Annotated in this window: 17 protein-coding genes; 3 read left to right on the top strand and 14 right to left on the bottom strand. The window is 69.2% G+C overall.

What is annotated here, in order from left to right:
- Position 1: 1 nt before the first annotated feature.
- Together ACFWQC_RS02895 and ACFWQC_RS02890 are read left to right on the top strand one after the other, a co-directional pair.
- Positions 2 to 787, top strand: coding sequence for an SDR family oxidoreductase (locus ACFWQC_RS02895; protein ID WP_378672801.1), 786 nt, complete (start codon positions 2 to 4; stop codon positions 785 to 787).
- 96 nt (positions 788 to 883) lie between these two features.
- Positions 884 to 1,957, top strand: coding sequence for a hypothetical protein (locus ACFWQC_RS02890; RefSeq protein ID WP_378672799.1), 1,074 nt, complete (start codon positions 884 to 886; stop codon positions 1,955 to 1,957).
- A 10-nt stretch (positions 1,958 to 1,967) separates the two neighbouring features.
- On the opposite strand, the gene ACFWQC_RS02885 is transcribed toward ACFWQC_RS02890, so the two are convergent.
- The 14 genes from ACFWQC_RS02885 to ACFWQC_RS02820 form a co-directional block, all read right to left on the bottom strand.
- On the bottom strand, positions 1,968 to 2,543 hold the full coding sequence (locus ACFWQC_RS02885) for an NADPH-dependent FMN reductase (protein WP_378672796.1): 576 nt from the start codon (positions 2,541 to 2,543) through the stop codon (positions 1,968 to 1,970).
- A 41-nt stretch (positions 2,544 to 2,584) separates the two neighbouring features.
- Positions 2,585 to 4,252, bottom strand: a complete 1,668-nt coding sequence (locus ACFWQC_RS02880) for an FAD-dependent oxidoreductase (protein ID WP_378672793.1) — start codon at positions 4,250 to 4,252, stop codon at positions 2,585 to 2,587.
- Complete coding sequence (locus ACFWQC_RS02875; protein ID WP_378672790.1) at positions 4,230 to 4,508, bottom strand: UBP-type zinc finger domain-containing protein; 279 nt, start codon at positions 4,506 to 4,508, stop codon at positions 4,230 to 4,232. The genes ACFWQC_RS02880 and ACFWQC_RS02875 overlap by 23 nt, the downstream gene beginning before the upstream one ends.
- Positions 4,508 to 4,957, bottom strand: coding sequence for a thioredoxin (gene trxA / locus ACFWQC_RS02870; protein WP_378672787.1), 450 nt, complete (start codon positions 4,955 to 4,957; stop codon positions 4,508 to 4,510). The genes ACFWQC_RS02875 and trxA overlap by 1 nt, the downstream gene beginning before the upstream one ends.
- Entirely contained in the window at positions 4,954 to 7,590 is a 2,637-nt protein-coding gene (clpB, locus tag ACFWQC_RS02865; RefSeq protein WP_378672784.1) for an ATP-dependent chaperone ClpB, read from the bottom strand. The genes trxA and clpB overlap by 4 nt, the downstream gene beginning before the upstream one ends.
- On the bottom strand, positions 7,581 to 7,901 hold the full coding sequence (locus ACFWQC_RS02860; RefSeq protein ID WP_378672781.1) for a chaperone modulator CbpM: 321 nt from the start codon (positions 7,899 to 7,901) through the stop codon (positions 7,581 to 7,583). The genes clpB and ACFWQC_RS02860 overlap by 10 nt, the downstream gene beginning before the upstream one ends.
- Positions 7,898 to 8,875: a DnaJ C-terminal domain-containing protein gene (locus ACFWQC_RS02855; RefSeq protein ID WP_378672778.1), complete on the bottom strand. Its 978-nt coding sequence runs from the start codon at positions 8,873 to 8,875 to the stop codon at positions 7,898 to 7,900. The genes ACFWQC_RS02860 and ACFWQC_RS02855 overlap by 4 nt, the downstream gene beginning before the upstream one ends.
- Positions 8,875 to 9,387, bottom strand: coding sequence for a nucleotide exchange factor GrpE (locus ACFWQC_RS02850; RefSeq protein WP_378672775.1), 513 nt, complete (start codon positions 9,385 to 9,387; stop codon positions 8,875 to 8,877). Before ACFWQC_RS02850 ends, ACFWQC_RS02855 begins: the two co-directional genes overlap by 1 nt.
- 5 nt (positions 9,388 to 9,392) lie before the next feature.
- Positions 9,393 to 11,282, bottom strand: a complete 1,890-nt coding sequence (dnaK, locus tag ACFWQC_RS02845; RefSeq protein WP_378672772.1) for a molecular chaperone DnaK — start codon at positions 11,280 to 11,282, stop codon at positions 9,393 to 9,395.
- Positions 11,283 to 11,389: 107 nt separating this feature from the next.
- Positions 11,390 to 12,265 carry an MEDS domain-containing protein gene (locus tag ACFWQC_RS02840; RefSeq protein WP_378672769.1) on the bottom strand — a complete coding sequence of 292 codons (876 nt, stop codon included), beginning with the start codon at positions 12,263 to 12,265 and terminating at the stop codon, positions 11,390 to 11,392.
- Between the two features lie 245 nt (positions 12,266 to 12,510).
- Positions 12,511 to 12,810, bottom strand: coding sequence for a putative quinol monooxygenase (locus ACFWQC_RS02835; protein ID WP_378672766.1), 300 nt, complete (start codon positions 12,808 to 12,810; stop codon positions 12,511 to 12,513).
- 77 nt (positions 12,811 to 12,887) lie between these two features.
- Positions 12,888 to 13,196, bottom strand: coding sequence for a hypothetical protein (locus ACFWQC_RS02830; protein ID WP_378672763.1), 309 nt, complete (start codon positions 13,194 to 13,196; stop codon positions 12,888 to 12,890).
- 28 nt (positions 13,197 to 13,224) lie between these two features.
- Positions 13,225 to 13,707, bottom strand: coding sequence for a hypothetical protein (locus ACFWQC_RS02825; protein ID WP_378672760.1), 483 nt, complete (start codon positions 13,705 to 13,707; stop codon positions 13,225 to 13,227).
- 21 nt (positions 13,708 to 13,728) lie between these two features.
- On the bottom strand, positions 13,729 to 14,730 hold the full coding sequence (locus ACFWQC_RS02820) for an NAD-dependent epimerase/dehydratase family protein (RefSeq protein WP_378673081.1): 1,002 nt from the start codon (positions 14,728 to 14,730) through the stop codon (positions 13,729 to 13,731).
- Positions 14,731 to 14,872: 142 nt separating this feature from the next.
- Here ACFWQC_RS02820 and ACFWQC_RS02815 point away from each other — a divergent pair, with 142 nt between their 5' ends.
- A complete protein-coding gene (locus ACFWQC_RS02815; protein ID WP_378672758.1) occupies positions 14,873 to 16,051 on the top strand; it encodes an alcohol dehydrogenase catalytic domain-containing protein in 1,179 nt (392 codons plus the stop codon).
- Positions 16,052 to 16,355 lie beyond the last annotated feature (304 nt).

Below are 16,355 nucleotides of genomic sequence, written 5' to 3'. Positions count from 1 at the left end.
CATGGACACCGGACTCACCGGACGCACCGTGCTGATCCCTGGATCCACCTCGGGTCTCGGGCTCGCCAGTGCCCGAGCCTTCGCGGCAGAGGGCGCCGACGTCGTCATCGCCGGGCGCCGGGCCGGGCTCGCCACGGCAGAGGCGGAGGCGCTCGCCTCCACGCCCGGCTCTGCCGTCGGCCTGGAGTGCGACCTCACCGTCACCGGCGCCGCGGAGCGCCTGGTCGAGCAGGCCACGCATGCCTACGGCCCGATCGACGTACTCGTCCTCAACAGCGGCGGCCCGCCGGCCGGGTCGGCCGTCGACGCCACCCCGGAGGCGGTGGAGTCGGCGATGCTGACGCTGCTCCACCAGCAGATCCGGCTCGTACGTGCCGTGCTGCCCGGAATGCAGCAGCGGGCCTGGGGCCGGATCGTGGCGATCGGGTCGAGCGGCATCCAGCAGCCGCTCGACAACCTGGCGTTGTCCAACACCGGCCGCGCCGCGCTGGCCGGCTACCTGAAGACGCTGGCCGGCGAGGTGGCGGGCAGCGGCGTCACGGTCAACATGGTGCTGCCCGGCCGGATCGACACCGACCGGGTCGCCGCGCTCGACCAGACTCGCGCCGACAAGACCGGGGCGAGCACGAGCGAGGTGCGGCGTACGACCGAGGCCGGCATCCCGGTGGGCCGGTACGGCACCCCCGAGGAGTTCGCCGCCGCTGTCGTGTTCCTCGCGTCGGCGCCCGCCTCGTACATCACCGGCGAGCAGCTGCGAGTCGACGGCGGCCTGGTGCGGTCGTTCTGAACGGGCGCGTCCCTTGCTTCACGCCGCGCGCTGATCCGACACTGGCTCCATGACACACGAAGGTCGAGACCATCGGCGCAGCCGGGCCGCTACCCGATGAGCACCGATGAGGTGGTGATCGGAATCATCTCGGCTCCGGGGTCGGCCACCGAGATCTCATCGGTACTCGCCGACGACCTGCACGCCGAGCTGAGCTTCCACCTGCCGGCCGTCCAGTGGCGGGAGTCCATCGTGGTCGACGCCCTCGTGCATCCACCTTCGGACGACGCGGCTCTCGTCGCCGCGGCGAGGGACCGGCTCTTGAAGGAAGGCTGGGACCTGGTCGTCTGTCTCACCGATCTGCCGCTGCAGGCTCATCGGCGACCGGTGGTGGCTCACGCGAGTCCTCTGCACGGCGTGGCTGTCGTGTGCCTGCCGGCTCTCGGCGCCGTCGGAGTGCGCAGACGCACCCGTGACACGGTCGTCGGGCTCGTGCGGACCTTGCTCGGGGACACGGCGGACCGCGCCATCTCGGGTCGTGTCGCTGGGCTCGGACGCCGCGCCAGCCAGCTCGGAAGGGACCAGCGGCCGGAGGGTGACGGCAGCGTGATGTTCACCGCGAGAGTCCTCAGCGGGAACCTGAGACTGCTGTTCGGAATGATCCGGGCCAACCAGCCGTGGAGACTCGCGATCGGGCTGTCGAGAGCGCTGACCGCGGCCTTGGCGACGGCGGTGCTGGCCCTCGTGACCTCCGACATCTGGGCGCTGAGCGCCGAGCTCGGCTGGGTCCGGCTCTCGGTGATCGCGGTCGGGTCGCTCGCCGGGATCACGATCTCGCTGATCGTCGGAGCCGGCCTGTGGGAGCACACGTCCCATCCGGCCGGTCGTAAGCAGGTGACCCTCTTCAACCTGGCCACCGCGGCAACGGTCGTTCTGGGTGTGCTCTTCCTCTACGTCGCGCTGTTCCTGCTCGCGCTGGCGACCTCACCGGTGCTGGTGCCCACGCAGCTGCTCGAGGAGGGCGTCGGGCATGCCGTAGGAGCTGGCGACTACGTGAAGCTGGCGTGGCTCACCAGCTCGCTCGCGACACTGGGCGGCGCTCTCGGAGCGGGTCTGGAGAGCGACGAGGTGGTCCGGGCCGCCGCCTACACGTACCGACAGGAGTCGCCGCAGAGCGCACGGCAGGGGTGACCAGCGACCGTCAGTCTCGTCGGCGCGGCAGGACGGTGAGGACCATGTCGATGTAGGTACGGAACTCGGCCATGTAGCCGCGGAGGAACTCCTTGGTGGACTCGTCGGTGATCTCGCCGTCGTCCTGGAAGACCTCGGGTGAGTACTGGATGTAGGCCTCGGGTGAGGTCATCTGGCGAGCGTTGCAGAAGCTGAGGACACCACGCAGGGTCTGTTGGCCCATGGCGGTGCCGATCTGGCCGATGGAGGCTCCGATCACCGCGGCCGGGATGTGGTCGAAGGAGTTCTGTCCCCAGGGTCGGGACGCCCAGTCGATCGCGTTCTTCAACGCTCCGGGGATGGAGCGGTTGTACTCCGGGGTGACGAAGAGCACCGCGTCGACGGCGGCGATCGAGTCCTTGAGCGCCCGGGCTGCGGGCGGATAGTCGTTGTCGAAGTCCGGGCTGTACAGCGGCAGGTTGCCGATCGGGATCTCGCTGAACTCCAGGTCGTCCGGGGCCACCCGGATGAGGGCCCTGGACAGGATGCGGTTGATCGATGTCGACGACAGGCTTCCGACGAAGTAGCCGACTTTGTAGGTGGTCATCTGTTCCTCCTGGTTTGTGTCTTCTCGGCGGCGGCGAGCCCTCACCGACGTCCCGCGGCTTCCAGGTACTCATGGACGTGGCGGATCGCGACCGAGCCCTCGCCGACGGCAGAGGCGACACGCTTGACCGAGCCACTGCGTACGTCGCCCACGGCGAACACGCCCTCGCGGCGGGTCTCGAACATGCCGTCGGAGCCGTCTGCCGCGGCCCCGGTGAGGATGAACCCCTTCGTGTCCAGCGGGATCGCTCCCTGGAGCCAACCGGTGTGCGGGGCCGCGCCGATCATCACGAACAGGGCTGTCGTCGCGACGCGGTGCTCTTCTCCCGAGTGGAGGTGGCGCACCAGCACCTCCTCGAGCGCGTTCTCCCCGATGAGCTCGCACACCTCGCTGTTGCGCCAGACCTTGATGCGTGGCGACTGCTCGACGCGGTCGGCCAGATAGCGGGACATGTCTCTGCGCAGGTCGTCGTGGCGGATGACCAGGTTGACCCCCGGCGACTGACGGGCCAGGAAGCAGGCCGCTTGGCCGGCCGAGTTCCCGCCGCCCACGACGGTGACGGGGTCCTGTCGGCACAGCCGGGCCTCGAACTCGGTGGCGGCGTAGTAGACGCTGCCGCCCTCGAGGCGGTCCGTACCCGGGACCTCGAGACGCCGGTAGCGCACACCCGTGGCGACGAGTACGGCGTGCGCGATGAGGGACTCCCCCTCCGCCAGCCCCACCACGTGATAGCCGTCGGCCCGGGTGAGCGAGGCCGCCTCGCCGGGGATGCTGAAGGCAGCGCCGAACTTGCGGGCCTGCACCACGGCGCGGTCGGCCAGCTCGGCCCCGCTGATACCTGCGGGGAAACCCAGGTAGTTCTCTATCTGGGACGACGTGGCCGCCTGCCCGCCGGTGGCGAGCGCGTCCAGGACGACCGTCGAGAGCCCCTCGGAGGCGGCGTAGACCGCCGCGGCCAGTCCGCCAGGCCCGGCGCCGACCACGACGAGGTCGTACGCCTCCCGGCTCGGCGCCGCTCGTAGTCCGATGAGGTCGGCCAGCTCGGTGGTGCTGGGGTTGCGCAGAACCGTGTGCCCTTTCCAGATCACCACGGGGGTCTGGTCGGGTGGGATGCCGAACGCCCGCAGGGTCTCCTCCGCCTCGGGGTCCTCCTCCACGTCCTCCCAGCGAGACGGGATGCGGTTGCGGCTCGCGAAGTCCCTCAGCCGGCGGGTGTCGGCCGAGTAGCGGGAGCCGATGATCCGCAGGCCGGCGCCGAGGTCGGCATGTAGGTTGCGGCGCAGGATGAAGGCCCGCAGGATCAGATCTCCGAGCGCCTGATCCTGGGTGACCGCCTCTTTGAGCCGGTCGTAGGGGACTTCGAGCACCTCCACGTCGGTCTGGGCGACGGCGGTGACATAGACCGCCTGCCCGGTCAGGATCGAGAGGTCACCCACGAAGCGACCCCGGCCGTGGACGGCGATGACACGCGGCTCTCCCTCCGGGCCGTCCTCCTGGACGACCCGGACCCTGCCGTCCAGCACGACGAACAGGCCGCAGTCGCGATCCCCCTCGCAGAACAGCATCGTGTCCTCGGTCAGCGCCTTCCGCTCGCCATACTGCGAGAGCAGCATGATCTGTTCGTCGCTGAGCCGGGGGTAGGCGCCGGTGGTGTCGGGGGTCTCGGGTAGCTCCGCGAGCTCGACCTCAGACGAACTGCTCGTCGACATAGCACCATCTCCAGTTCTCTCCCGGCTCGATCGAGCGCACGATGACGTGGCCCGTCCCGGCGGCATGAGCGCGCGCGTGGCGCATGGGTGATGAGTCGCAGCAGCCCACCTGGCCACAGGTCAGGCACTGGCGCAGGTGCACCCAGGGGGTGCCGAGCCGTACGCACTCCGCACAGGCGCGCTGGGCGGGCGGCGGCACGGGCCGGATGATGCCGAGGTGCGGGTCGGCGCCGATGTGCGGCGGGATGGCGGCCATCACGACTTCGCCGGCAGCTTGGACTCCAGCCACGTACGCAGCTGGTGCACCGGGAGGGCCCCGATCTGTGTGTCGATGACCGTGCCGTGGTCCAGGAGGACCAGCGTCGGGATCGACCGGACCTCGAACCTCTGGCTCACCGCGGGGTTGTCGTCGGCGTTGACCTTCACGAGCTTGAGGTTGCCGGCCATCTCTCCTGCCAGCTTCTCCAAGGCCGGGCTCACCATCCGGCAGGGGCCGCACCACGGCGCCCACACGTCGACCAGCACGGGCGGGCTCGCCTCGTCGACGACGGCGTGGAACTCCTCGTCGGTGGCGTCGACCACCCAGGGAAGCGGCGTGCCGCACCTCCCGCAGCGTGGCGTGCCCTCGGCAACCGCCGGAACCCGGTTCTTGGCTCCGCAGTTGGTGCACTCGACCTTGGTCGACTTCTCGGTGGTCGCGGTCATGCCACTGCCTGCTCTTCTGAGGGGACGGGGGCCGGCGTCACCGTGATCTTCCCGTCGACGACGTCGACCGAGATCGCGCCTCCGTCGGCCGCGTCGCCGCGCAGCAGCGATCGGCCGACCTGGGTCTCCACCTCACGGGAGATGAGCCGTCGCAGCGGTCGGGCGCCGTACGCCGGGTCGAATCCCTGGTCGGCGATGAAGCGCCGCGCAGCGGCCGTGACGTCGAGAGTGATCCGCATCTCGGCCAGCCGCTCGTGCAGCTCTTCGAGCTGGAGATCGACGATGCGCTCGATCTCGGCGAGCGTCAGCGGCTTGAACATCACGATCTCGTCGACCCGGTTGAGGAACTCCGGACGGAAGTGCGACTGCAAGGTGCTCATCACCATCGAGCGCGCCTCGTCCTTGACCTCGCCGCCGGCGGTGACTCCCTCGAGCAGGTACTCCGAGCCGATGTTGGAAGTCATGATCAGCACCGTGTTGCGGAAGTCGACGGTCCGGCCGTGGGAGTCGGTCAGGCGGCCGTCATCGAGCACCTGGAGCAGCGTGTTGAAGACGTCCACGTGGGCTTTCTCGATCTCGTCGAGCAGGACCACCGAGTAGGGCTTGCGCCGCACCGCCTCGGTGAGCTGGCCGCCCTCCTCATAGCCGACGTAGCCGGGAGGTGCTCCGACCAGCCGGCTGACGGTGTGCCGCTCCTGATACTCGCTCATGTCGATCCGGACCATGTTCTCCTCGGTGTCGAACAGGGCGGCCGCCAGCGTCTTGGCCAGCTCCGTCTTCCCGACGCCGGTGGGGCCCAGGAAGATGAACGACCCGATGGGCCTCTGGGGGTTCTTGATGCCTGAGCGGGCGCGGACGACGGCGTCGGCCACCACCTGGACAGCCTCGTCCTGCCCGATGACACGTTCGTGGAGCACCTCGTCGAGGCGGAGCAGCTTGTCGCGCTCCCCTTCCTGCAGACGCGTGACCGGGATGCCGGTCCAGCGCGACACGATGTCGGCGATCTCGTCGGCGGTCACGACCTCGCGCAGCAGCCGGCGGCCACCCTGCTTGCCGGCGAGTCGGGACTCGGCCGCCTCCAGCCGCCGCTGGATCTCCGGCAGCTGGCCGTGTCGCAGGGATGCCGCTCGGTTGAGGTCGTACTCGCGCTCGGCCCGCTCGCTCTCCAGCCGTACCTGCTCCAGCTCCTGGCGGAGGGACTGCACCTCGCGAAGCGCCGACCTTTCCGCCTCCCACTGCGCGCGTAGGGCATCTGCTTCGGCCCGCGCGTCGGCCAGCTCCTTGCGCAGCTCCTCGAGGCGGGCCCTGCTCGCGGCGTCCTCCTCCTCCGAGAGTGCCGCCTCCTCGATCTCCATCCGGGTCACGCGTCTGGTGAGCTCGTCGAGCTCGGCGGGCATCGAGTCGATCTCGGTGCGCAGCATCGCGCAGGCCTCGTCGACGAGGTCGATGGCCTTGTCGGGCAGGAAACGGTCGGAGATGTAGCGGTGACTCAGGGTCACCGCTGCCACCAGGGCGCCGTCGTGGATCTTCACGCCGTGGAAGACCTCGAGCCGCTCGCGGAGCCCGCGCAGGATCGAGAGGGCGTCCTCCTCGTCGGGCTCGTCGACGATGACAGGCTGGAAGCGACGCTCGAGGGCCGCGTCCTTCTCGATGTGCGTGCGGTACTCGTCGAGGGTGGTCGCGCCGATCATGTGCAGCTCGCCGCGGGCGAGCAGCGGCTTGAGCATGTTGCCGGCATCCATCGCGCCCTCGCCGCCGCCCGCGCCGACCACCGTGTGCAGCTCGTCGACGAACAGCAGGATGTGTCCCTCGGCGGACTGCACCTCGTTGAGCACGGCCTTCAGCCGCTCCTCGAACTCGCCGCGGTACTTCGCCCCGGCGACGAGGGCCCCCATGTCCAGGGCGAAGACCGTCTTGTCCCGCAGGCCCTCGGGCACATCGCCGTCGGCGATCCGCTGCGCCAGGCCCTCGACGATCGCCGTCTTGCCCACTCCGGGCTCGCCGATGAGGACTGGGTTGTTCTTGCTCTTGCGCGACAGGATCTGGACGGTCCGGCGGATCTCGGAATCGCGGCCGATCACCGGCTCGAGCTTGCCCGCCCCCGCCGCTGCGACGAGGTCGCGGCCGTACTTCTCCAGCGCCTCGTACGTTCCCTCGGGGGTCGCCGACGTCACCCTCTGGTGACCGCGCACCTCGGTCAGCGCAGCCAGGAACGCGTCCCGGGTCAATCCCTGAGCGTGGAGAAGCCGCCCGGCGGATGATCCCGAGCCCTCCTCCACCAGAGCGATCACGAGGTGCTCGACCGAGACGTACTCGTCCTTGAGCCTTCGGGCCTCGCGGTCAGCCGTGTCGAGCAGTCGCGAGAGCCGCTGGGTGATGTGCACCTGCCCGGGAGTCACCCCCGGCCCGCTGACCCGCGGGCGGCGGCCGAGCTCGGCTTCGAGCTCCTCGCGCAGCCGGTCAGGATCGGCCCCCGCCCGGGCGAGCAGCGGCGCCACCAGGCCCTCCGCCTGGTCGAGCAGTGCGAGCAGCAGATGCTCCCCGTCCACCTCGACGTGGCCGAAGCGCAGCGCCTTGGTCTGGGCGTCGTGCAGAGCCTCCTGCGACTTCTGGGTCAGTCTGTTCATGTCCATGGAGCGTCTCCTCGTCGTGCCATGCGTTGTTGTGCCTTCTCCAGTTCAGCGATCCTGTCGAGCAGCTCGACGACCAGCCCGACGGCGCAGTAGCTGAGGTTCAGACTCATCCGCAGCCGCTGGATCCTGGCCATCTCCTTCACCTGGGAGGGGTGGAACCACAAGCGGCCCTGCGCATCACGGGTGACGTCGAGCAGTCCGAGAGCGACCAGGCGGCGTACGAGCTCGGGGTGTACGCCGGTGACCTGTGCATAGCTCTCGAGACTGAGCCGGTAGGGCCGGGCGAGGGCGTAATTCGTGACCGCTCTCATCGTCTGCTCCTCGCGTCGAAGCCGGACACCTTGGCGAGCTCCTCGAAGAGGCGCTGCTCCTCGTCGGTGAGGGTCTTGGGCACGCGGACCTGCAGCTCGGCGTAGAAGTTCCCCGGATCGCCCCGTCGGTGGGGAAGCCCGCGGCCTTTGAGCCGCAACCGACGGTGGCTGGACGAGCCCGCCGGGACCTTCACCGTGGCGGTTCCGCCGGGAGTCTCGATCGACACCGACGCACCCAGGGCGGCCTCCCAGGGAGCGATCGGTAGGAGTGCGTGCAGGTCACGACCCTCGACGCGGTAGCGCGGGTGGGCGGCGATCCGGACCACCAGGTAGAGGTCTCCGTCCGCTGCCGAGCCGCTGCCAGGACCGCCCTGGCCCCGCAGCCGGATCCGCTGACCGTCGACCACGCCGGCGGGGATGGTGACGTCGAGGGTGCGGGGGCCGTCGGGGCCGCTGATCGTGAGGCTGCGCTCGGTGCCGTGGTAGGCCTCCTCGACCGAGACCTCCACCTCGGCCTCGTGGTCGGAGCCCGGGACCGGGCCTGGTCCCCAGCCGCCCCTGGCCCGACCACCCCGTCCGCGCCCGCCGAAGATCCCGCCGAGCAGGTCCTCGATGTCGATCTCCTCACCGAAGTCGCCGGCTCCGAAACCTGCCGACGGACCGGCCCCCGACGACCAGCCGCCGCGAGCGCCTGCCCCGGCGTCGGCATAGGTCCGGGACTGACGCCAAGCGGCCGGATCGGTGTCGGGAGGGACGCGCCGAAAGTCCTCACCGAAGGCGTCGTAACGGCGGCGCAGCTCGGGATCCGAGAGTACGTCGTAGGCCTCGGCGATGTCCTTGAACCGCTCCTCGGCGCCGGGGTCCTTGTTGACGTCGGGGTGGTTCTGGCGCGCCAGCTTGCGATAGGCGCGTTGGATTTCGTCCGGGTCGGCATCGCGAGAGACCCCGAGGACCTCGTAGAAGTCTTTGGCCATCAGGATGCCCTGGTGGCCACCACGACCGCGGCCGGACGCAGGAGCTTGTCGTCGGGCCCGTACCCGGGGCGTACGACCTGCGCCACGGTGCCGGGCACGAGCCCCTCACCGGACACGGTGCTGACCGCCTCGTGCACGGCGGGGTCGAAGGCCCGGCCGTCGTCGTCGCGGCGCGGGTAGCCGAGGTCGGCGAGGACGCCGACCGCCTGGGCGAGCACGGCTCGGACGCCCTCGACCACCGAGTCGGGGTCGGACGACGCGTGCTCGAGCGCCCGCTCCAGGTTGTCCAGGACGGGCAGCCAGCGGGTGGCCACCGCCGCCCGCTCCTGCTCGCGGCCACGGGCCACGTCGCGCGCGCAACGCTTGCGGAAGTTGTCCAGCTCGGCAGCCGTACGCCGCCAGGCATCCTCCAGCTCGGCGATCTGGCGCGCCTGGTCGACAGGTTCGGGCGCGTCGTCCGTCGGTGCCTCGTCCTCGCGGGCCTCGGTCATCGGTGCCTCGTGATCAGACATGGCCGTCAGTTCGACGTGAACTCGGCGTCGATGACGTCGTCGTCATCGCTGTCAGGGGTGTCGGAGGCGCTTGCCGGCCCGGTCGACGGTCCACCGCCACCGCGGGATGCGGCGCTCAGCACCTGGCTCATCTGGTGGAGCTCTCCCGTCAGCGCGCGCAGGCGGTCCACGGGCTCGTCACCCTCGACGGCCTGCTTGGCCTCCTCGACCAGCATCTCGGCCCGAGCACGGTCGTGCTCGGGCACCGAGGCGCCGGCCTCTTCGAGGGACTTGCTCACCTGGTAGGCCACCGAGTCGAGCTCGTTGCGGGCATCGACCCGCTCACGCAGGGCGGCATCCTCGCCACGATGGGTCTCGGCGTCCTTGATCATCCGGTCGACCTCCTCCTGGCTGAGGGTGGAGGTCTCACTGATGGTCACCTGCTGCTCGGCACCGGTGTCCTTGTCGCGCGCCGAGACGTGCAGGATGCCGTTGGCGTCGATGTCGAAGGTCACCTCGATCTGGGGCACCCCGCGCGGCGCCGGCCGGATGTCCTCGAGCCGGAACCTGGCCAGCACGCGGTTGTCGGCCGCTCTCTCCCGCTCGCCCTGGAGCACGACGACGTCGACGGCGGACTGGTTGTCCTCCGCGGTGCTGAAGACCTCGGTCCGTCGGGCCGGGATGGTGGTGTTGCGGTCGATGACCCTGGTCATCACCCCACCCATCGTCTCCAGACCCAGCGACAGAGGTGTCACGTCGAGCAGCAGCACGTCCTTGACATCGCCCTTGATGATCGCCGCCTGGACGGCCGCGCCGATGGCCACGACCTCATCCGGGTTGACGGTCATGTTGGGGTCCTTGCCACCGGTCAGGCGGCGTACCAGTGCCTGCACGGCCGGGATCCTCGTGGACCCACCCACGAGGATGACCTCGTCGATGTCGTCGGCGGTGACCTTGGCGTCCTCCATGGCCTGCTTGACCGGGCCGAGACAGCGCTCGACGAGGTCTGCGGTGAGCTGATCGAAGGTGGACCTCATCAGGTTGACGTTGAGGTGCTTGGGGCCGGAGGCGTCAGCGGTGACGAAGGGGAGGTTGACAGCGGTCTGGGTGACCGCCGACAGCTCCACCTTGGCCTTCTCGGCGGCCTCGAAGAGGCGCTGGAGAGCCTGGGAGTCGTCGCGGAGGTCGATGCCGTTGGACTTCTTGAACTCGTCGGCCAGGTAGTCGACGATGCGTCGATCGAAGTCGTCGCCTCCGAGATGCGTGTCACCGGCAGTGGATCGGACCTCGACCACGCCGTCTCCGACGGTCAGGATGCTCACGTCGAACGTGCCGCCGCCGAGGTCGAAGACCAGCACGGTCTCGTTCTCGAGCTTGTCCATCCCGTACGCGAGGGCGGCAGCCGTGGGCTCGTTGATGATCCGGAGGACCTCGAGCCCGGCTATCTTGCCGGCGTCCTTCGTGGCCTGACGCTGCGCGTCGTTGAAGTGAGCCGGGACGGTGATGACCGCCTCGGTGACCCGCTCGCCGAGGAACTTCCCGGCGTCGTCGACCAGCTTGCGGAGCACCTGCGCCGAGATCTCCTCGGGTGCGTAGAGCTTGCCGTCGACCTGAAATCGGGCCGTGCCGTCGGGGCCTTCGACGACGTCGAAGGAGACCGTGTTCATCTCGCTGCTGACCTCGTCGTACTTGTGGCCGATGAAACGCTTCGCGGAGTAGATCGTCCCTTTCGGGTTGAGGATCGCCTGTCGCCGGGCCATCTGGCCGACCAGGCGCTCGCCGTTCTCCAAGAAGGCGACCACGGACGGCGTCGTCCGGTTGCCCTCTGTGTTGGGGATGACCTGCGGCTGCCCATTTTCGGTCGCCGCGATCACCGAGTTCGTCGTTCCCAGGTCGATACCGACTGCCCTGCCCATGACCTCTCCATTCGCCGGAAGCATGTGTTACGACCATGCTTCTCGCGGGCCGAGGTCGCCCGCATCCCGTGAACGGGTGCTTTTTCACCGGCCGGGGTCGCCTCTGGCTAGCCGCTGGGGAGGCGGTGCCGCAGCGCCAGAACGGTCAGCTCGACTCGAGAGTGGACGTCGATCTTGAGGTAGATGTGCTTGAGATGGGCGTCCACCGTGTGGCGGGAGACGCAGAGCTCGTCGGCGACCCTGCGGTTCGACTTCCCCTGGGAGACACGGGAGACGATCCTCAGCTCGGCGTCGGTGAGCGAGGCCCACCCGTGATCTGTCCCGTCCCCGTCGCCCACGTCTACCCTGACCAAGGGATACCGGGGCGCCGCGGCAGCTCTGGCAGCCCCCTGGTACGCGGTCGGATTCACGTAATGGGGGTTCTTGATCACCGTGCCGTCCAGCAGGACCGTGGGGTGGGTGTGGAGTACTTCGACGAGCATCTCGGCCCCGAACTTCCTCAGGTCGTACAGACACATGAGGATGGCGGGCACCTCCTCGACGACGTGGTTCAGGGACGACTCGTAGATGAACAGCTCGTCCCAGCCCGGGGCGCCGGGCAGCACCCACGACATCTCGCCGGCGGCTCTGAGCAGGTCGAAGTCGTCTGCGACCGCCGCGTCCACGCTCTCGGAGAGGAAGGTCACCATGCCATCGACGCTGAACTCCCCCGACCTCAGGTAGACGTCCGATGATCGTTCGACGTCGAGCTGAGCCGATCGTCGCGAGAAGTCCGGGCCGGGCTGTCCCACGGCCAGGTCCCTGACCAGCGCCGGCTCGACATCATCGATCAGGCACAGACACTTGTCGCCCTGCCGCAGCCCCTCCTCGAGGAAGGGGTACAACAACCGGTCGCGCTCGGCCGGACCCGAATAGAGCGCACAGAAGTGCGTTCCTGGGCTGACAACGCCGACCCCGGGGATCCCAAGGCTCAGACCGTTCATTGTGGCCACCGTTCACCGGATCCAAGGAGAGATCCCCCACACTACGCGCACGCGCCACGGGTGGCCATACCACTTCGCAGGGCCGATGACAGGACGCGTCGAGTCTGCCCAGCCCGTACTCATGATCTGCATCCGGGCCCAGGCCGGAGACCAAGAAGCGGCCCCTGACGCTGGAAAACATCTTCCAATGTCTTCCAGCGTCAGGGGTCGCTGCCCAGTCGCCTGCGGGACTACTGCCTCCGCGACTACTCCGGGACCTTGTCGGCCAGGATGTCGATCTTCTCGACCTGCGGCTCCGAGAAGAGGACGCCGGTGTTCGGCCCGAGCGCCTGACCAACTCCGCCGGCGAGGTGGGCGTCCCTGGCTTCGTCGTCGGGGAACACGTCGAACACGCCGAAGCTCGAGGGGCCGAACTGGATGGCGAACCAGGCGAAGGTGCCGGGCTCTGCCATCACGATCGTCCGCGCTTTCGTGAGGAAATCTGCGAGATCTGCTTCCTTGCCCGGTAGCGCCTCGAGACGCACCAGAAGAGCTTTGGTCAACATCGATCGGACTCCTTCGCTGAGAGGGTGCACCGCTGCGGCACGGTCGGCCGCGAGCGGCGTCACATCCGGGATGCCTGTCACCGGCCATGATCCTCAGGCGCGAAGGTGGCCAGCATCCCGTGAACGGGTGCTTTCCCGGCGAGCCGCACGGGCCAAGGGCTGGACGCTGGGAGAATCCGCTCGCGCAGCTGCGGCCACGCGTCGCCGTCACCCTCGTCGGTCGAGACTCCGAAGCGGACGTCGTGGTCGACGACCCGGACCATCTCGCCCTTCACCTCGTAGTCCATGAGCGCCGAGAGGATCTGGGACCCGAGCAGCGCTGAGCTGGACTCGTCGGGCGAGCGTTTGAGGGTGCAGTTCAGGATCAGACAAGTCGGTGACGTCATGCCACCTGATAACCCGTGAGCATCACCGTCATGCGCCGATCACCGTACGGCCGACCCGCAGGTGCAGGTCCTCGAGCCGGGTGATCTGGTCGCCGGCGCGGCGGATGAGCTCGTCCAGCTGCAGCGGGTCGACACGTTCATCCCCCTCGGTGGCGGCACGCAGCAGCTGCCACCCGGCCCGCTTGGCGGTCACCGCGTCACGTAGCGCCTCCAGCTCGAAGAGGTCCGAGAGCGGCGAGCGCCGTACCAGCCGGCCGTTCGGCTTGAACCGGCCGGCGAACTCCATGGCCCGTCCCGTCGTGGCGGCGATGCGCGAGGGAGTGGCTCCCGTCGCCATGATGATCTGCCGCAGCTGCTCCCGGTCCTCGTTGATCTCGGTCGCCAGCTGTCGTACCCGGGCGGCCACGTCGGTGTCGGAGTGGGAGCGACCGACTCGCTCGAACATGGCGGCTCCGGCGCTCGACCCTGCCCAGTGGTGCTGCAGGTAGGCGTGCAACATGTCGTCGTTCATGGCTGCTCCTTCTCGTGGAGGTCAGGGTCTTAACGGCGGGAGCTCGCTGCCCGCCTTCTGCGGGATCCCGGAGAGGACGGCCTCGAACGCGTCCATGGCCGAGTGGCGTGGTTGCCAACCGAGCTCGAGCTCGGCACGGGTGGTCGACATCAGCGGCAGCTGCATGACCGCGTCCAGCAGGCTGCCTGGGACCGGCGCGAGCCGGGCGTGCCAGGCACCCTCCAGGCCATGGCGCGCGAGACGTGGCGGGACCTCGACCGTTCGAGCGTCCATCAGCTCGCCGAGCTCGTCGCGGCCGATGACGCCATCACCGGCCAGGTTGAACGCGCCCGTCACATCGGTGGTCGCCGCGGTGGCCAGGGCCCGGCCGACGTCTCCGGCGTGGACGGCCTGGAACCGCAGGCCTGCAGGCACCGGCACCACCGGGATGCGCCGCCGATCGAAGAGCTCCGGCCGGGCCAGGGCGCCGCCGAAGATGCGACGCTGCTCGCTGGCCGCGGAGCGCTGGAAGACGAACGCGGGCCGAACCCGGACCAGACGGACCTCGGGGTGGCTGCAGGCGAAGGCGTCCAGGGCCCGTTCGACGTACGCCTTCTCCCGGCAGTACGCGGCCGAGGACGCACCGTCGGTCTCCCAGGTCTCGTCGACGGGGTCGTCGTGATCGACCGGCGAGTAGGCCGCCACCGACGAGACGCACACGAGCGCCGGGACACCTGCCCGGGCCACGGCCTCGAGGACCCGGCGGGTGCCGACGGCGTTGGTGGCCCAGGTCTCCTCGGGGCGGTGGGTCGGCTGGAACTTCCAGGCGAGGTGCACGACCGCGTCGGCCCCCTCGACCACCGGCTCCAGGTTGGCCGTCGACACATCGGCCACCCGCCATTCGACGGAGGCATGCTCGTTGGTCCGAGGGCCGTCCGGAGCTCGGCGGGCAACGGCGACGACCTCGGCGGCCCCGTCTGCGGTGAGTGCCCGGATGGCAGCGCTGCCGAGGTTTCCCGACGCGCCGATGACGACCACCTTCATGTTGTCCACGCCCTCCCTGCGGCCGGTCTGCTGTGAATCTCACCGGTACCCACCACGCCCGGGTTCAGCACAGCCGCTCGCCAGGCTTGATTCCACGGATCCGGGTACCGCAGGTGTGACTCGATCCCAAGGAGGCACATCCATGAAGGCAGTCACCTGGCAAGGAAGGCGCGACATCCGCGTGGACGACGTCCCTGATCCGCGCATCATCGAGGGCGACGACATCATCGTCGAGATCACCTCGACGGGACTGTGCGGTTCCGACCTGCACCTCTACGAGGTGCTCACCGGGTTCATGACACCGGGAGACGTGGTCGGGCACGAGCCGATGGGGGTGGTGACCGAGGTCGGCCCCGCGGTTCGCGAGGTGAGCGTCGGCGACCGCGTCGTGGTGCCGTTCAACGTCAGCTGCGGCACCTGCTGGATGTGCCGGCACAGCCTGCACTCGCAGTGCGAGACCACCCAGAACCGGGACCAGGGCACCGGCGCCAGTCTCTTCGGCTACAGCTCGCTCTACGGCCAGGTCCCGGGCGGACAGGCCGAGTACCTACGTGTCCCCTTCGGCAACGAGCTGCCGATCAAGGTCCCGCACGGTCCGGCCGACGACCGGTTCCTCTTCCTCTCCGACGTACTGCCCACCGCCTGGCAGGCGCTGAAGTACGCCGACCCCGACCCGGAGAGCACCGTGCTGGTCCTCGGCGTCGGTCCCATCGGCGACATGGTGAGCCGCTTCGCGCTCGACGCCGGCCACCGGGTCATCAGCGTGGACCGCGAGCCCGAGCGACTCGACCGGGTGCGGCAGCGTGGAGCCGAGACGATCGACCTCGACTCGGGTGATGTCGCCGAACGGGTACGCGACCTGACCAACGGCCGCGGAGCCGACGCCGTCATCGACGCCGTGGGGATGGAGGCCCACGGCTCGCCCATCGTCGAGGGGATGACCAAGCTGCTGGCCACCATGCCGGGAGCCGTGAACCGCCCGGTGATGCAGGCCGCCGGCGTCGACCGGATGGCCGCGCTCCACACCGCCTTCGACTCCGTACGCCGCGGTGGCACCGTCTCGATCGCCGGCGTCTACGGCGGCGCGATGGACCCGTTCCCGATGATGCAGCTCTTCGACAAGCAGGTCAGCATCCGCATGGGCCAGGCCAACGTACGCGCCTGGACTGCCGACCTGATGCCGTTCCTCGAGAGCGACGAGGACCCGCTCGGCGTGGACTCGTTCGCCACCCATCACCTCCCCCTGAGCGAGGCTCCGGAGGCGTACAAGTCCTTCCAGGAGAAGTCCGACGGGATGGTGAAGGTCGTCTTCAAGCCCTGAGCCGACGGCTGGACTCAGCCGGCCTCGACCAACGCGCTCGACCCCTCGAACCAGCCGGGTCGTGCGGTGACTCAAAGAGCCTCATGTCGTCCTGTCTCATCACGACACCAACGCGACTGCAACGGCCTCGAAACCGTGCCCCAACACGGTTGTAACCGTTGCTGCCGTCCTACCTCAAGCGCACCAAATACAGCGATCTCATCGGTACGCTGCGACGCCGGCTGGCCGGTAACGGAGTGTCCGTCCCGGTCTGTCCTGACAACGGCGCGCGAGGGATGATGCCCAGTGGCAAGGCTCCCGATCG

This window comes from Nocardioides sp. NPDC058538 (genome assembly GCF_042719275.1).
In the GTDB taxonomy this organism is placed as follows: domain Bacteria; phylum Actinomycetota; class Actinomycetes; order Propionibacteriales; family Nocardioidaceae; genus Nocardioides.
This window is presented reverse-complemented; position numbering and strand designations above follow the sequence as displayed.

Bases quoted from the DNA above. Each gene is read 5' to 3' on its own strand.
- trxA (WP_378672787.1), bottom strand. From the start codon at position 4,957: ATGACCGCGACCACCGAGAAGTCGACCAAGGTCGAGTGCACCAACTGC.
- ACFWQC_RS02880 (WP_378672793.1), bottom strand. From the start codon at position 4,252: ATGTCGACGAGCAGTTCGTCTGAGGTCGAGCTCGCGGAGCTACCCGAG.
- ACFWQC_RS02885 (WP_378672796.1), bottom strand. From the start codon at position 2,543: ATGACCACCTACAAAGTCGGCTACTTCGTCGGAAGCCTGTCGTCGACA.
- ACFWQC_RS02830 (WP_378672763.1), bottom strand. From the start codon at position 13,196: ATGACGTCACCGACTTGTCTGATCCTGAACTGCACCCTCAAACGCTCG.
- clpB (WP_378672784.1), bottom strand. From the start codon at position 7,590: ATGGACATGAACAGACTGACCCAGAAGTCGCAGGAGGCTCTGCACGAC.
- ACFWQC_RS02890 (WP_378672799.1), top strand. From the start codon at position 884: ATGAGCACCGATGAGGTGGTGATCGGAATCATCTCGGCTCCGGGGTCG.
- ACFWQC_RS02850 (WP_378672775.1), bottom strand. From the start codon at position 9,387: ATGTCTGATCACGAGGCACCGATGACCGAGGCCCGCGAGGACGAGGCA.
- ACFWQC_RS02835 (WP_378672766.1), bottom strand. From the start codon at position 12,810: ATGTTGACCAAAGCTCTTCTGGTGCGTCTCGAGGCGCTACCGGGCAAG.
- ACFWQC_RS02815 (WP_378672758.1), top strand. From the start codon at position 14,873: ATGAAGGCAGTCACCTGGCAAGGAAGGCGCGACATCCGCGTGGACGAC.
- ACFWQC_RS02840 (WP_378672769.1), bottom strand. From the start codon at position 12,265: ATGAACGGTCTGAGCCTTGGGATCCCCGGGGTCGGCGTTGTCAGCCCA.
- ACFWQC_RS02820 (WP_378673081.1), bottom strand. From the start codon at position 14,730: ATGAAGGTGGTCGTCATCGGCGCGTCGGGAAACCTCGGCAGCGCTGCC.
- ACFWQC_RS02855 (WP_378672778.1), bottom strand. From the start codon at position 8,875: ATGGCCAAAGACTTCTACGAGGTCCTCGGGGTCTCTCGCGATGCCGAC.
- dnaK (WP_378672772.1), bottom strand. From the start codon at position 11,282: ATGGGCAGGGCAGTCGGTATCGACCTGGGAACGACGAACTCGGTGATC.
- ACFWQC_RS02895 (WP_378672801.1), top strand. From the start codon at position 2: ATGGACACCGGACTCACCGGACGCACCGTGCTGATCCCTGGATCCACC.
- ACFWQC_RS02860 (WP_378672781.1), bottom strand. From the start codon at position 7,901: ATGAGAGCGGTCACGAATTACGCCCTCGCCCGGCCCTACCGGCTCAGT.
- ACFWQC_RS02875 (WP_378672790.1), bottom strand. From the start codon at position 4,508: ATGGCCGCCATCCCGCCGCACATCGGCGCCGACCCGCACCTCGGCATC.
- ACFWQC_RS02825 (WP_378672760.1), bottom strand. From the start codon at position 13,707: ATGAACGACGACATGTTGCACGCCTACCTGCAGCACCACTGGGCAGGG.